This is a genomic window from Saccharopolyspora aridisoli, from assembly GCF_004348445.1.
Lineage (GTDB): Bacteria > Actinomycetota > Actinomycetes > Mycobacteriales > Pseudonocardiaceae > Saccharopolyspora > Saccharopolyspora aridisoli.
The window spans coordinates 67736-82040 of record NZ_SMKV01000025.1 but is presented as its reverse complement, the minus strand read 5'-3'; the positions used below and the strand labels follow the sequence as shown (position 1 = coordinate 82040).

The 14305-nt window shown below is 70.6% G+C and carries 15 protein-coding genes; 9 read left to right on the top strand and 6 right to left on the bottom strand.

The annotated features are described in order from the left end of the window. Positions 1-319, top strand: a 319-nt coding sequence (locus tag E1161_RS19205) for a hypothetical protein (RefSeq protein ID WP_207920300.1), incomplete at its 5' end; no start/stop codon positions are given. 62 nt (positions 320-381) lie between these two features. On the opposite strand, the gene E1161_RS19200 is transcribed toward E1161_RS19205, so the two are convergent. Continuing rightward, on the bottom strand, positions 382-1584 hold the full coding sequence (locus tag E1161_RS19200; protein WP_132625209.1) for an Rv3212 family protein: 1203 nt from the start codon (positions 1582-1584) through the stop codon (positions 382-384). A gap of 121 nt (positions 1585-1705) precedes the next feature. After that, positions 1706-3430 (bottom strand): DEAD/DEAH box helicase, encoded by a 1725-nt coding sequence (locus E1161_RS19195; RefSeq protein ID WP_408011999.1) that lies wholly within the window; start codon positions 3428-3430, stop codon positions 1706-1708. A gap of 357 nt (positions 3431-3787) precedes the next feature. On the opposite strand from E1161_RS19195, the gene E1161_RS19190 reads away from it, so the two are divergent. Together E1161_RS19190 and E1161_RS19185 are read left to right on the top strand one after the other, a co-directional pair. Next, positions 3788-4474, top strand: coding sequence for a ferritin-like fold-containing protein (locus E1161_RS19190; RefSeq protein WP_132625207.1), 687 nt, complete (start codon positions 3788-3790; stop codon positions 4472-4474). 256 nt (positions 4475-4730) lie between these two features. Continuing rightward, on the top strand, positions 4731-4958 hold the full coding sequence (locus tag E1161_RS19185; protein WP_132625205.1) for a DUF3107 domain-containing protein: 228 nt from the start codon (positions 4731-4733) through the stop codon (positions 4956-4958). A 59-nt stretch (positions 4959-5017) separates the two neighbouring features. Here the strand turns inward: E1161_RS19185 and E1161_RS19180 are convergent, their stop codons facing one another. Further along, positions 5018-5761, bottom strand: coding sequence for a TetR/AcrR family transcriptional regulator (locus E1161_RS19180; RefSeq protein ID WP_132625203.1), 744 nt, complete (start codon positions 5759-5761; stop codon positions 5018-5020). Positions 5762-5815: 54 nt separating this feature from the next. Here E1161_RS19180 and E1161_RS19175 point away from each other — a divergent pair, with 54 nt between their 5' ends. Then, entirely contained in the window at positions 5816-6697 is an 882-nt protein-coding gene (locus E1161_RS19175; RefSeq protein WP_235875154.1) for an alpha/beta fold hydrolase, read from the top strand. 58 nt (positions 6698-6755) lie between these two features. Here the strand turns inward: E1161_RS19175 and E1161_RS19170 are convergent, their stop codons facing one another. Next, positions 6756-7376: a TetR/AcrR family transcriptional regulator gene (locus tag E1161_RS19170; protein ID WP_132625199.1), complete on the bottom strand. Its 621-nt coding sequence runs from the start codon at positions 7374-7376 to the stop codon at positions 6756-6758. A 117-nt stretch (positions 7377-7493) separates the two neighbouring features. Between E1161_RS19170 and E1161_RS19165 the strand changes: the two genes are divergently transcribed. The 5 genes from E1161_RS19165 (at position 7494) to E1161_RS19145 (ending at position 12776) form a co-directional block, all read left to right on the top strand. After that, a complete protein-coding gene (locus E1161_RS19165) occupies positions 7494-8522 on the top strand; it encodes an alpha/beta fold hydrolase (protein ID WP_132625197.1) in 1029 nt (342 codons plus the stop codon). A gap of 99 nt (positions 8523-8621) precedes the next feature. Further along, complete coding sequence (locus E1161_RS19160; protein ID WP_235875153.1) at positions 8622-9665, top strand: DUF3152 domain-containing protein; 1044 nt, start codon at positions 8622-8624, stop codon at positions 9663-9665. Positions 9666-9845: 180 nt separating this feature from the next. After that, positions 9846-11018, top strand: coding sequence for an adenylyltransferase/sulfurtransferase MoeZ (gene moeZ / locus E1161_RS19155; protein ID WP_132625195.1), 1173 nt, complete (start codon positions 9846-9848; stop codon positions 11016-11018). Between the two features lie 110 nt (positions 11019-11128). Next, on the top strand, positions 11129-11926 hold the full coding sequence (locus E1161_RS19150; protein ID WP_132625193.1) for a TIGR02569 family protein: 798 nt from the start codon (positions 11129-11131) through the stop codon (positions 11924-11926). A 46-nt stretch (positions 11927-11972) separates the two neighbouring features. Beyond that, positions 11973-12776 (top strand): uroporphyrinogen-III synthase, encoded by an 804-nt coding sequence (locus E1161_RS19145; protein WP_132625191.1) that lies wholly within the window; start codon positions 11973-11975, stop codon positions 12774-12776. 6 nt (positions 12777-12782) lie between these two features. Here the strand turns inward: E1161_RS19145 and E1161_RS19140 are convergent, their stop codons facing one another. Both E1161_RS19140 and E1161_RS19135 read right to left on the bottom strand, forming a co-directional pair. After that, positions 12783-13070 carry an MGMT family protein gene (locus tag E1161_RS19140; protein WP_132625189.1) on the bottom strand — a complete coding sequence of 96 codons (288 nt, stop codon included), beginning with the start codon at positions 13068-13070 and terminating at the stop codon, positions 12783-12785. A gap of 162 nt (positions 13071-13232) precedes the next feature. Then, the gene (locus E1161_RS19135) at positions 13233-14210 is read right to left on the bottom strand and encodes a chitinase (RefSeq protein ID WP_132625187.1); all 978 of its coding nucleotides are present in this window, start codon (positions 14208-14210) and stop codon (positions 13233-13235) included. Positions 14211-14305 lie beyond the last annotated feature (95 nt).

Genomic DNA, 14305 nt, shown 5'->3' with positions numbered 1-14305 from the left:
GCGCACCCGCCCGCGCCGCCACGAATTCGCCCGATCCCGCCAGGTGAGCACCGCGGGCACCACCTTGCGCAGCTTCACCGGTGCGCTGGCGATGGGGTTGTTGATGCTGGCGCTGGTCCTGATCGGCGTCCAGTTCTGGGCCACCTCGCACGGGCAGCAGGGGCCGGGTGTCGCCGCGGTGCTCTCGCAGGTCGTCGCGGGCCTCGTCGCCGTCGCGCTGCAGACCTACGCCGACCGCAACCGCGACCGCAACGGCGGTCTTGCCGTGGTCGGCGTGCTGGTCGTGGTGCTGGGATCGCTCTGGTTCTGGTGGTGGTGACGGTCTGAGGACCGCCCGCGCTTCGAAGAAGGGCCTTCCGCGCGGCGGCCCCACTTCCACGGTCAGCGCAGTGCGACCAGGGTGTCGCCGCGTTGTTCCAGCACGACCGGTCCGACCGAGTTGAGCCGGACCGGGCCGGTGTGGTCGCCGCGGTCGACGGGGATGACGCGTTCCCGGACACCGGTGGCCGGGTCGAGGACGGCCATGCCGCCTTGGACCGGCATCACCAGCCGGTTCGCCAACGAGGTCCCCGCTCCGAGCGTGTCCGGGACGGTCCACAGCGGGTCGAGCGTCTTCGGGTCCAGCGCGATCGTGTCCGCCCCGGTGTGCCAGTAGATGCGGCGACCGATGGCGGTGCTCTCCACCCGCACGTTGTCATCGCTCGCGAGGGGACCGGTGCGGACCGGGTGGGTGGCGACCACGCGGCCGGTGTTGTCGAACAGCACCAGCTGCTGGTCGTGGCGCATGACCACGGCGACGCGCTCGTCGGTCACCGCCACCACCGAGGCGTCCCGGCTGCCGAGGGAGACGCTGAAGACCTCCTCGGGCTTCTCGTCGTCCTCCGGGTGCGTCTTGATCGCGGTGACCCGGCCCGTCTCGCCGGGGCAGTTCTCGATCGCACCCGCTCGCTCGTGCCCGACCGCGATCGAGGTGTAGGTGCAATCCGGGCGCTCGATGTTGTTCTTCGGGTTCTTCAGCTGCGGCGGGATGCCGAACTGCTGGGTGCGCACCAAGTCGGAGCGCCAGGTCTCGAAGGAGCGCCGACCGGTGGCGGTCAGGTAGGTGCCGTCGCCGAGCAACCGGGTGCCGAACTCGGCGTCGGTGTTGCGCTGCGGGCCGCGCTCACCCGTCGCTCCGCGCAGCGAGGTCACCTCGCTGCAGTTCCGCGACTTGGCGAAGACAGCGACGGCCCGGTCCCACTCGGTGCCGATCGTGCACAGCGGGATGTCGCGCGCGTAGCGCCAGGCGACCCGGCCGGTCAGCGGGTCGTGGCCGATGACCTCGTTGCCGTTGCCGGTGACCACGGCCGGCGATGCGATCACCGGCACCGGGGTCGCCGCGCTGGGCGCCCTCCAGATCTCGTGCAGGGCGCCCGGAACCGACGTCGGCACGGGCGGTTTCGGCAACGGCTCGGCCGCGGTCTCCGAGATCGTCGCCCGCGCGTCGCTGTTGAACCACAGCACGCCCGAGCCGATGAGCACGGCCACCACGATCACCGCGACTGCGACCAGGTCACCCCGAGTGCGCCGCTCCGGCCGGACCAAAACAACTCCCCCAAAGACATCGACGGGCTCCCGGCCCGGAGCTTACCCGCGCTCGGAGAAGGGCCTGGCACGAAGAAATCTCGACTCCCTGAGGAGGTCGAGATTTCCGGGTGTTCGCAGGTCAGGCGTTGTCCGTGGACTCCGAGGAGCCCTCGCCGCCACGACGGCGACGACGACGGCGGCGCGGACGGTCGCCCGCGTCGGCCGAACCGGACTCGGCGGTGGCCGGGGCTTCCGACTGGTGCGCGGCGACCTCGGCGTTGACGTCGTCACCGCTGCGGGTGCGACGACGGTTGCGGCGCCGGGTCGGGCGGGTCTCGGCGTCGGAGTCCTGCCGGGCACCGCTGGTCGGCTCGCCACCGCCCTCGGACTTGCCGCCGCGGGTGCGGCGCCGGTTGCGGCGCGGGCGCTTGGCCTCGCCCGACTCGCCCGACTCACCCTCCGGCTCGGCGTCCAGCCCGGCACGCGTGCGCTTGGCCAGCGGCAGCCGCCCGGTGACGTCGGTCGGGATGCTGAGGTCGGTGAACAGGTGCGCCGAGGTGGAGTAGGTCTCCACCGGCTCCGGCTTGCCCAGGCCGAGGGTGTCGCTGATCATCTTCCAGCGCGGCTCATCGTCCCAGTCGACCAGCGTGATCGCCACGCCCTCGCGACCCGCGCGGCCGGTGCGGCCGATGCGGTGCACGTAGGTCTTCTCGTCGTCCGGGCACTGCAGGTTGATCACGTGCGTCACGCCGGCCACGTCGATGCCGCGAGCCGCGACGTCGGTGGCGACGAGGATGTCGACCTTGCCGGAGCGGAACGCGCGCAGCGCCTTCTCCCGGGCTCCCTGGCCCAGGTCGCCGTGCACGGCGCCGGCGGCGAAGCCGCGCTCGGTGAGCTCGTCGGCCAGCTTCTGCGCCTGTCGCTTGGTGCGGCTGAAGACCATCGCGAGACCGCGGTCCTCGGCCTGCAGGGCCTTGGCGATCAGCTCGGACTTGTCCATCGAGTGCGCGCGGTAGATGAACTGCCGGGTGCGCTCGTGCACCGCTCCCTCGTCGGCCTGCTCGGCGCGGATGTGCGTCGGGCGGGTCATGAAGGTGCGGGCCAGGGTCAGGATCGGTCCGGGCATGGTCGCCGAGAACAGCATGGTCTGCCGCTGCTCGGGAACCATCCGCAGGATCCGCTCGATGTCGGGCAGGAAGCCCAGGTCGAGCATCTCGTCGGCCTCGTCGAGCACGAGCGTGGAGACCTTGCCCAGCACCAGGTGGCGCTGCTCGGCCAGGTCCAGCAGGCGGCCCGGGGTGCCGATGACCACGTCGACGCCGTTGCGCAGCGCGGAGATCTGCTCCTCGTACGGGCGGCCGCCGTAGACGGCGAGGGTCCGCACGCCCAGGTGATTGCTCGCGTCGGTGAGGTCGCGGGTGACCTGCAAGCACAGCTCGCGGGTCGGGACCACGATCAGGGCCTGCGGGGTGCCGTCGCCGGCACCGCCCACGCGGTGCAGCAGCGGAACGCCGAAGCCCAGGGTCTTGCCGGTTCCGGTGCGGGCCTGACCGATGAGGTCTTCGCCGCGCATCGCCAGCGGGAGCGTCAGCTCCTGGATCGCGAAGGTCCGCTCGATGCCGCCGTCGTTGAGCGCCTTGACGATGTCCGGGTGGACGTCGAGCTCGGCGAACGTCGGCGGGAGGTGCTCTTCGGTGACCTCGTCCGCGGGACTGTCGGAGATGTCGGGGGCTCCGCCCCCGGTTTGATCTTCGAGGCCGCCAGGGGCCTGGGTGTTCGTGAACGTCAGAATGATCGCCTCTCTCGGTACCTGCGCGCGTTCCTCCCGGTTCGGGCCGATCCCGTGGCGACGTCCTCCCGGCACACGGCGGCCGCCGTTTCGCGGCTGCTCGGAGTGCTCGTGGTCACCGACGTAATGGTGCGCGCCTTCGTTTCGCTACAGCGGTGAGTACCCCGCTGGCTGGTTCGTTGTCTCATCGGCATCGCATGCGCGCCAAGGTCGTCGAGCCGTTCGCTCGAGCCGCGTCGCGCCGACATGTCCAGGGTCGTCTCGCTCGGGCGCCTGTCGCCCGGACCGTGACGTTTCGGGGAGCCGACCCCACGGTGTTCGACCGCGTCGTCTGGACGCCGATTGCTCCTCCGAGGTCGACGATACCTGTTCTTCAGCCAAAACTGACGTGGCGCGTATAACTCGGGCGTGCCGACGGTTACGCTCGCAGCCATGAACGAGGCTGACCAGCGGGCCACCATGCCGGGTGAAAGTGACGAACGTTACCAGGAAGGCGTCGTGGACCTGCTCGCGGCGCTGGCCTACGGCGAGCTCTCGGCGTTCGACCGCCTCGCCGAGGACGCGCGCACCGCGCCGACGCTGACCGGCCGAGCGGCCCTGTCGAGCATGGCGGCTGCCGAGATCGGCCACTACCGGATGCTGGAGCAGGCGCTGGCCGCGCGCGGGGTCGCGGTCGACGAGGCCATGCAGCCCTTCGCACAGCCCTTCGAGGCGTTCAACTCCTCCACGGCACCGCACTCCTGGCTGGAGTCGCTGGTCAAGGCCTACGTCGGTGACGGTCTGGCCGCGGACTTCTACCGCGAGGTCGCCGAGTGGCTGGAGGCCGACACGCGCGAGCTGGTGCTGACGGTGCTGGCCGACACCGGCCACTCCGCGTTCGCCGAGCGCGAGGTCCAGGCGGCCTGCGCCGACGACCGCTCGCTGCGCGACAAGCTGACGCTGTGGGGACGCCGCCTGCTGGGCGAGGCGATCACCCAGGCCCAGTACGTGGTCGCCGAGCGCGACGCGCTGGCCGAGTTGATCATCACGGGCTCGGGGGACCTCACCGGCATAGGGGCGATGTTCCGCCGCCTGCAGAGCAACCACACCAAGCGCATGGGCCAGCTCGGCCTGGGCTGATCATCAGTCGGTTGAGGAGTGCGGCACGGCCGCTGCTCCAGGTGTGGCACTCAGCTGGCACCGCCACGGGTCCCGCTCGACTCGGAACGCACCGCCTTCGAGTCAAGCGCCTCATCGTCGGCCGCGGACGGCGAGCGAGGTGATGGCCGTGGAGATCCGATTCGCTCTGAGCGAATGGGCAGATCCGGTGCCTTGCGGGGTGGCTGGGATAGCCTTGCGCAGTCACATCGTTTCTAGTGCCCTACGGAGGTTCGGCGTGGAGGTCAAGATCGGCGTCGTGGACAGTCCGCGCGAGCTGACGGTCGACAGCGGGCAGTCCCCGCAGGAGATCGAGTCGCTGGTCTCCGAAGCGCTGAAGAACGAGGCGAGCGTGCTGGCGCTGGACGACAGCAAGGGGCGGCGCATCATCATCCCGTCGACCAAGATCGCCTACATCGAGATCGGACCGGCGGACGTGCCGCGCGTGGGCTTCGGGGTCGGCTGACACCCGATTCGAGCTGGCCGAGGGGCATCCCGAGCTTCCGGGGGTGCCCCTCGTCGCTTTCAACCGAGCTCTTCGTCGGGAACGGCTTCCAGGTAGGTCTCGTCGAGGAGGTCGAGGTTCTCGTCCGGGTCCAGGACCAGGCCGGCCGAACGGAGCACGCCGTCGATGCCCGACCAGATGACCTGCGCCAGGTAGGTGGTGAGGTCTTCGCGGCTCATCGTCTGCCGGTCCAGCCACCAGTCACCGCTGGCCTGCACGAGACCGACCAGGCCGTGGCTCCACACCTCGACACCACCGGAATCCAGCCCCAGCGCGCGCAAGTACCGGCCGAGCAGTCTGGCCAGCGAGTTGGCGATGACGGTCTTCTCGTTGGACACCGGGTCGCTGGCGACGGGCCGGTCGGTGAAGTTGCGCTGCACGACGAACCGGTAGAGGTCCGGGTACTCCTCGATGAGACCCAGGTAGGCGTCGAGCAGCCGCCCGATGAGCTCGTTGGCGGAGCCGTTGATCTGGAACAGCGGCCGGAGCCGTTGCATCAGCAGGTCGGTGCCCCATTCGCCGACGGCGACGTAGAGGTCGCTCTTGTCGCTGAAGTGCCGGTAGAGCACGGGCTTGCTGACGCCGGCCTCGGCGGCGATGTCGTCCATGCCGACTTCCGCGCCGTGCTCACCGATCGCGCGAACGGCCGCCTCGACGAGCTCGGCGCGCCGCGCGCGCCGGTGCTCGCGCCACCGCTCCTTGCGGGCGTCGCCCTTGTGCTCGTCGTTTCGGGCAGCCTTGACATGCCGGGCACTGTGACTCACGCTACCTGAGGTTACTGTTACCGCCGGTAACGCGCAATCTTGATGGGAGCGGAATTGCAGACGGTTACTCCCGCCGAGTTCACCACCAGCGACGGCACCCGGCTGCGGCTGATCGATGAGGGCCCCTCGGACGCCCCGGTCACCGTGGTGTTCGTGCACGGCTGGACGCTGAGCAAGCACACCTGGGACCGCGTCGCCGCCGGGCTGCCCGCTGCGGCCGGACGCAACGCGCGCACGCTGCGCTACGACCTGCGCGGCCACGGCGATAGCCGCCCGGCCGAACCCGGTGACGCCACCATCCGCTGTTGCGCGGACGACCTCGCCGAGCTCATCGCCGACCGAGTGCCCGAGGGCGAGCTCGTGCTGGCCGGTCATTCGATGGGCGGCATGACGATCATGGCGCTCGCCGAGCAGCACCCGCAGGTGTTCGACCGCGTGCGCGGGGTCGCGCTCGTGGCGACCTCCTCGGGCGACCTCGCCGAGCCCAGCTTCGGCCTGCCCAAGCCCGGTGCGGACGTCTTCAACGCCGGTGAGCGGGCGCTGCGCCGCTTCCTGGCGGGTGCCAAGGGTGAGCGGGTCAGCGGTGCTTCGGGCTGGCTGCGACCGGGTGTCCGGTGGTTGCTGTTCGGCAAGCGGCCCCAGCCCGACGACGTGGCTGCCACGGCGTCCTGGCTGGCCGGGTGCCACCCGGTGAGCATGGCCGGCTATCGCGAGTCGCTCGCCGCCCACGAGCGGGCCGAGGCCCTGGCGCGGCTCGAGGACATCCCAACCCTGATCTTCGCGGGCCTCTCGGACCGCCTCACCCCGCGCGACCACGCGGAGAAGATCGCCGAGGCCCTGCCGAAGGCCGAGCTCTACCTCTACCCGGGAGCGGGTCACATGCTCCCGCTTGAGCGCACGGAGGAGCTCACCGCGCGCCTGGCCACACTGCTGTGACGTCGGGCCGCGCGAAGTTCGAGTCCGCGCTCAGGACGTCGGGCTTCGCGCGAAGCGGTCAGGACGTCTGGAGGGGGAAGCCCGCCAGGCCCTTCCAGGCGAGGGTGGACATCAGGTTGACGGCCTCGTCGCGGGGGATCTTCTGCTGCTCGTCGAGCCAGTCCCGGGCGGTGACCTGGGCGAGGCCCACGAGACCAACCGCGAGGAGGCGGGCTCGGGCGGCGTCGAGCCCGGCGTCGGCGGTGACGGCCTCGGTGATCGCGTCGATGCAGCCGGAGAGCGAGTTCTCGACGGCCTTCTCCACGGCGGGCTCACCGCGCAGATCAGATTCGAACACGAGCCGGAACGCCTGGTCCTCGCTGGCGACGAACTCGTAGAACGCGCCGATGGCCGCGCGCACCCGGAGCTTGTTGTCGGCAGTCGATCCTATCGCCGTGCGGACGCGGCGGACGAGCTCGTTGCCGTGGGTCTCCAGCAGCGCCAGGTACAGCTCCAGCTTGCCGGGGAAGTGCTGGTAGAGAACCGGTTTGCTGACTCCCGCGCGCTCGGCGATGTCGTCCATCGCCGCAGCGTGGTAACCGTTGTGCACGAACACGTGCTGCGCAGCTTCGAGCAGCTGCGCCCGGCGCGCGTCGCGCGGCAACCGGATGCCCTTGTTCGGCTGCGCGGTCCCGGTCATCCTCGCCTCTTCCTTCCGCCGCGATCGGTGGCCATGCAGCCCCCAAACTTCCCCGACTCTACTCGCCAGTAGAGGCGCTTACCGCAATCCGTCCGGTTCGGACTGCATCCTGTACCGATGACGACGCGTGCGACCGACGTGAACCTGTACCGGCCTGCGAGGCGGAACCGGCTGGATCGCGACGCCCTGACGAGGGTGCCGCTGGTCGACGGCCTCCCCGCGCTTGATCCCCACCTGCGTCCGCCGGAGGGCCGCAGGGTCGACCTGCCCGCGGCCGATGAGTCCGGCTCGGCCTGGTTGCACGTGCGCGAGACGGAGGGGCCGCCCGGCGCGGAGACCGCCGTTCACCTGCACGGACTCGCCGGGTCGTCGACGAACTGGACCGACCTGTCCGCTCAGATGTCAGGCCACCTGCGCAGCGTCGCGGTGGACCTGCCCGGTTTCGGCCGTTCGCAACCGCCGGCGGGCTTCGGCTACACGCGGCAGGAGAACGCCGACCTGATCATCCGGCTGTTGACCGAGCTGGGCGCCGGAGCGGTGCACCTGACCGGGAACTCCTTCGGCGCGGCCGTGGCCATCGAGGTCGCCGTGCGCCGTCCGGACCTGGTCAGCACGCTGACGGTGATCTCCCCGGCGATGCCGGACCTGCGGCCGAGCCCGAGCCGGATCTCCGATCCGCGGCTGGCCCTGGCGCTGCTGCCGGTCGTCGGCCCGCCCACTCGCCGCAGGCTCGCGGAGGTCACACCGAGGGAGCGCGCCGAGCAGCTGGTCCGGGTGTGCTTCGCCGAGCCGGACCGCATCCCGCCGCACCGCCTGGACGAGGCGGCGGAGGAGTTCGCCGAGCGCGCGAGCCTGCCGTGGGCCACCGCCGCGCTGGCCCGCACGACCGTGGAGCTGATGCGCTCCTGGTTCTCGCCGCCCCCGCGCTCGCTGTGGCGGTTGCTGCCCAGGGTCGACGCGCCCGCCCTGGTGATCTGGGGTGACAACGATCGGGTGGTTTCAGTGCGCAAGGCACCACGCACGGCGACGCTGCTCCCGCGTGGACGGCTGCTCGTGCTGCCGCGCACCGGTCACGTCGCCCAGTTGGAGCGCCCTGCGGTGGTGGCGCGCGCGATCTTGGGTCTCGCGCTGTCCGACACCTGGTGAAACGCGCTCTTACGCAACAAGGGTGATCTTTTCGGCGACGCTCACCCCCAGTGGTCGGTGTGACGGAGTTGGCTGGTCGGGCTGTGGCACGCTAATGGGGTGAACCGCCCGCCGCAGCCCTCCAGCGACTCCGTGGAAGACCGCCATCCGGCGGACCGTTCCGCGCGTCAGTCGCGTGGTCTGGCGGACCGGACGCGGCGGCGAGGCGAAGCACCCAGGGACGAGCCGCTGGCCGCTTCCTGGGCGCCCGAGCAGTCAGAGGGCCACTACCGCGCGACGCACCGCAAGAGCGTCCTGGGCCGCTACGGCTGGCGGGTCTACGCGCTGCCGCTGCTGGTGGTCATCACCGCGCTCGCCGTGCTGCAGACTGCGCGCCCCGGCGACGTCGACGCCGCGCTGACCGCTCCGCCGCCGATCGCCGAGCAGGGGCCGGGCGAGCCGATCGTCCGCGAGGCGCCGCCGAGCCAGACCTACCCGGTCAACATGTTCTCCGCCGACCTGCCTCCCGGCGGCCCGATCCCGGAGACCGGTGCCCGCACGTTCCAGGTGCTGCCCGGCACGTCGCCGGTCGTGGGCTCCGGCCAGCTCTACCGCTACAGCGTGGAGCTGGAGGTCGGCGTGCAGCTGCCCGACCCCAACGCCGAGTTCGGCAACCTGGTGCAGACGACCCTGTCGGACCCGCGCAGCTGGACGAACCCGGAGGCGGGTGGCATCTCGCTGCAGAGGGTCGACTCCAGCGGTCCGCGCCCGGACTTCCGGGTGATCCTGGTCAGCCAGCAGACGGCCCGCGAAGCCTGCGACTACACCGACGGCGTGCCCTACGACAGCTCGTGCCGAAAGGGCGACATGGTCTACCTCAACGCGGCCCGGTGGGTGCGCGGCGCGGTGTCCTTCGAAGGTGACATCGGCAACTACCGCCGCTACGCGATCAACCATGAGGTCGGCCACGTCTTCGCCAACAAGCACGTCGGTTGCCCGGGTCAGGGAGCGCTGGCGCCGGTGATGATGCAGCAGACCTTCAGCGTCGCCAACAACGAGCTGCACGACCTCAACCAGGTCGCCGACCAGGGCACGACGATCGACGCGAACGGTTTCGTCTGCCGCCCGAACGCCTGGCCGTTCCCGGTCGCGCCCGGCTTCTAGGTGAGGTTTCCCGCTAACGGGTCGCCGTCCCGGATGCTGGGAGTAGTTTGGGTTGGGGAATCGGATCGTTCAGGCTTGCGTTGCAGATTCCGTGTTGACTTCGAGCCAACACGTGGACGCTTTATGAGGCACCGGCCGCTGTCGCAGCGAGCGGTGCCGCCACCGGAGGAGGAGCTGGGAATGTCCGGCGCAACGTCGCTACCGCCGCTGGTCGAGCCGGCGTCGGAGCTGACCAAGGAAGAGGTCGCGCGCTACAGCCGCCACCTGATCATCCCGGACGTCGGGATGGAGGGGCAGAAGCGGCTGAAGAACGCCAAGGTCCTGGTGGTCGGCGCCGGCGGGCTCGGTAGCCCGGCGCTTCTGTACCTGGCCGCGGCCGGGGTCGGCACGCTCGGCATCGTCGAGTTCGACGAGGTCGACGAGTCGAACCTGCACCGCCAGGTCATCCACGGGCAGTCCGACCTGGGCCGCCCGAAGGCTGAGTCCGCGAAGGACTCCATCGCCGAGGTCAACCCCTACGTCCAGGTCAACCTGCACCAGACGCACCTGACCTCGGACAACGCCCTCGACATCTTCCGCGACTACGACCTGATCCTGGACGGCACGGACAACTTCGCCACCCGGTACCTGGTCAACGACGCCGCCGTGCTGCTGGGCAAGCCGTACGTGTGGGGTTCGATCTTCCGCTTCGAGGGCCAGGCCAGCGTGTTCTGGGCCGAGCACGGGCCGCAGTACCGCGACCTCTACCCCGAGCCGCCGCCGCCCGGCATGGTGCCGTCGTGCGCCGAGGGTGGCGTGCTGGGCGTCCTGTGCGCCTCCATCGGCTCGATCATGGTCAACGAGGCCATCAAGCTGATCACCGGCATCGGTGAGACGCTGCTGGGCCGGCTGATGATCTACGACGCGCTGGAGATGAGCTACCGCACCGTCAAGATCCGCAAGGACCCGAACGCCGACCCGATCAACGAGCTGATCGACTACGAGGCGTTCTGCGGCGTGGTCTCCGACGACGCCCAGCAGGCCGCGGCGAACAGCACCATCACGCCGCAGGAGCTCAAGGACATGTTCGATCGGGGCGAGAAGTTCGAGCTGATCGACGTCCGGGAGCCGCACGAGTACGAGATCGTCAAGATCGACGGCTCGAAGCTGATCCCCAAGGACCGCATCCTGTCCGGCGAGGTGCTGTCCGAGCTGCCGCAGGACCGCAAGATCGTCCTGCACTGCAAGTCCGGTGGCCGTTCCGCCGAGGCGCTGGCGGCGCTGCACAAGGCTGGCTTCGCCGATGCCGTGCACGTCGGCGGCGGTGTGTTGGGCTGGGCCAACCAGGTCGACAAGAGCTTGCCGACCTACTGATCGAAGTAGCGTCAGAGTGGTGCACCGCTTCTTCGGAACTGGTGCACCACTCTTGCGTTCTCCGGAGCGCCTGCTGCCCAACGCACGATCTCCGAGGTAGCGTCTGGCGCGTGAGTGCTACGCCGGAGCCGCCACCGCCGCACGTGTGCGCGGCGTTCGGGGCGCGAGTCGAAGAGCCCGAGGCGCTGGAGGGCGCGGTCGCGTGGCGTTGCGGCGAGATCGTGCTCAAGCCGGCCGCCAACACCGCCGAAGCCGCGTGGGTCGCGCAGACCCTCGACGTGCTGGAACCCGACGACGTCCGGATCTCGCGTCCGGTCCGCTCGACCGACGGCCGCTGGGTGGTGTCGGGCTGGTCCGCCAGCCGCGACGTCGGGGGCCGTCCCGAACCGCGGCACGACGAGGTCGTGGCCATGTCGCTGCGGCTGCACGCGGCGAGCAGGTTCCTGTCCCGGCCGCGGTTCCTGCAGCTGCGCCAGGACATCTACGCGCTGTCCGACCGGATGGCGTGGGGTGAGGTGGACTACGCGCTGCCGCAGGAGAAGGGCGGCAGGCTCTACGACGTGCTGGCCGGTTCGCGGCGCCCGGTGCAGCTGCAGGCGCAGGTCGTGCACGGTGACCTGTTCGGCAACGTGCTCTTCGCCGGCGACGCCTCGCCCGGAGTGATCGACTTCAACGCCTACTGGCGGCCCGCCGAGTGGGCCGCGGCCGTGGTGGTCGTGGACTCGCTGGCCTGGGGCGGAGCCGATCCGGCGATCGTGGAGCGCTGGTCGCACCTGACCGACTGGCCGCAGGCGTTGCTGCGCGGCCTGCTGTTCCGGCTCGCGGTGCACGCGCTGCACCCGCGCTCTTCCGCGAAGACGCTGACGGGCTTGGAGCGCGCGTCGAAGGTCGTGCTCGAAGTCCTGTGACGGGCTTCGCCTCGGTTCGCGCGGGTGGTTGTGTGACGATGGGCGCGTGCAGGACGTTCTGAGCGGTTTCACGGTCGGGATCACGGCGGAGCGCAAGGCCGAGGAGATCGGCAACTTGCTGGCCCGCCGGGGTGCTCGCGTGCTGTTCGGGGCCGCGATGCACACGGTTCCGCTGCCGGAGGACGGGGAGCTCGCCGCCGCCACCGAGCGGGTGCTCTCGGCTCCGGTGGACTTCGCCGTGGCGATCACCGGCATGGGTTTCCGGGGTTGGTCCGAGGCCTCGGGTGATGCACTGCTGGCGCACCTCGGCGATGCCCGGGTGGTGGCGCGGGGCGCGAAGGCCAAGGGCGCGGTGCGCGGGGCCGGACTGCGCGAGGAGTGGACCTCGCCGTCCGAGGAGTCCGCCGAGATCCTCGCCTACCTGCTGGAGCAGGGCGTTGCAGGCAAGCGGGTCGTGCTGCAGGTCCACGGCGACCCGATGCTCGAATTCCGCCGCGCACTCACCGAAGCGGGAGCCGAGGTCGTCCCGGTCGCGGTCTACCGCTGGACCGACCCCGTCGAGTTGGACCCGCTGGACCGCCTCATCGACGCGGTCATCGCGGGCGAGGTGGACGCCCTGCCGTTCACCAGCGCTCCCGCCGCGACCAACTTCCTGGCCCGCGCCGACCGCACCGACCGGGGCGAGGCGCTCCGAAAGGCGCTGCGCGAGAACGTCCTCATCGCCTGCGTCGGCCCGGTCACGGCAGCGCCCATCGCCGAAGCCGGCCTGCCCCATGCGATCCCGGACCGAGCCCGCACCGCGGCCCTGGTCCGCCTCGTCACCGAGGAGCTGCCCACCCGGGGTGCCTGACGTCGGTCAGCTGGTCCAGCGGTGTTGGCGCATGTCGACCCGCCCGTCTCGGGCCAGGACGCCTTCGGCTCGGAGGAGTTCGAGCTGCCGGTGGCGGATGTGGTCGGCGACGGTCCCGTTGGAGCGCAGCACGCGGTGCCAGGGCAGGTCGGCGGTGTCCTCGGACATGATCCGCCCGACGAGCCGCGCGGACCGGAGCCCTGCGAGCTCGGCGACGTCGCCGTAGGAGAGCACTCGCCCAGGGGGGATCGACGCGACCACGGCTCGGACCCGCTCGAACGTCTCCTCGTCCACGCACCGGAAACTACCGCACCGCTGAGCGCTCCCGGTCGCCTCGCGGGCAGTTCTGGTCGGAACCGTCCAGGATCGACGTCGCTCGTGTCGGGTCAGTTCGGACCAGGACGGGAACGGCCCGCCCCGGGTGGAGGGGGCGGGCCGTTGATGAGGGATCGAGCGTCAGCCCTGGAAGCCGGCGACGATCTTGGAGAAGTCCCAGTCCTGCTGGTCGATGCCGCTGCAGGAGTCCACGGCACCGCCGCTGCACGGGCGGTCGCGGTTGACCGACCAGAAGGTGAAGCGGCCGAGGCCCTTCTCCTTGGCGTAGTCCGCCATCTCCTGGAACGCTGCCTGGTCGACGAGCTCGCCCTCGACGTCGGTCTTGCCGTTCATCGACGAGATGCCGGAGTGCGCGTAGGCGTCGGCGTCGTCGTAGCCGAAGCTGGCCTTCAGCGCCTCCTTGAGGCCCTCGGTCGCGGAGATGGTGTCCGCGGCCATGTCGGAGCCGTTGAAGTCGAACGGCATCTGCGTCCACACGTCGATGTTCGCGCCGATCTCGGCGGCCTTGGCGAACATCGCCTTGCCGTTCTCGTTCGGGCCGGTGGTGGTGGTCGGGAAGGTGACCACGGTCAGCAGGCCGGGATTGGCCTCCTTGACGATCTTCAGCGCCTCGACGACCTTGTCCCGGGACGCCTGGCCCTCGAACTCGGTGGCCTCGATGTCGATGTCGATGGCCTTGAGGCCGTAGGCATCGATCAGCTTCTGGTAGGCCGCGGCCAGCTGCTGGGCGTCGGCGCACACCTCGCCGAGCTTGGTGCCGGAGTAGCCGCCGATGGACGGGATCACGTCACCGCCGGCGCCGCGGATCGCGTCGATGGTGGCCTTGTCCTGGCCGTCGAGCGGGCGCTGACCGTCCCAAGCGGGGTTGCACCCGCCGTCAGAGTTGATGAACGCGAGGGTGAAGTCCTTGATGCCGGTCGCGTTCATGACGTCGGCCGGCGCGGGCGGGCTTCCCCAGCCGTTGTACAGGTACGGCGAGGCGGCGACCGGGCTCGTGGCGGCGCTGGGCTCCTCGGCGCCGAGCGCCGGGGCCGCGCCGATGGCCAACGTGCCGAGAACGGCGGCGCCGGCGAGCAGGCTCGTGCGGATCTTGCTCACTCTTCCTCCTTCTTCGGGGTTGCGTCGCGCGGTCGGGGGTGCGCGAATCCGCAGGTCACGGGCGGGGGAGGCCCGCGATGGGAGGAAATTTGCCA

Excerpts from the sequence above, each read along its gene's own strand:
- E1161_RS19190 (WP_132625207.1), top strand. The coding sequence starts at position 3,788 with ATGAACGAGGCTGACCAGCGGGCCACCATGCCGGGTGAAAGTGACGAA.
- E1161_RS19165 (WP_132625197.1), top strand. The coding sequence starts at position 7,494 with ATGACGACGCGTGCGACCGACGTGAACCTGTACCGGCCTGCGAGGCGG.
- E1161_RS19170 (WP_132625199.1), bottom strand. The coding sequence starts at position 7,376 with ATGACCGGGACCGCGCAGCCGAACAAGGGCATCCGGTTGCCGCGCGAC.
- moeZ (WP_132625195.1), top strand. The coding sequence starts at position 9,846 with ATGTCCGGCGCAACGTCGCTACCGCCGCTGGTCGAGCCGGCGTCGGAG.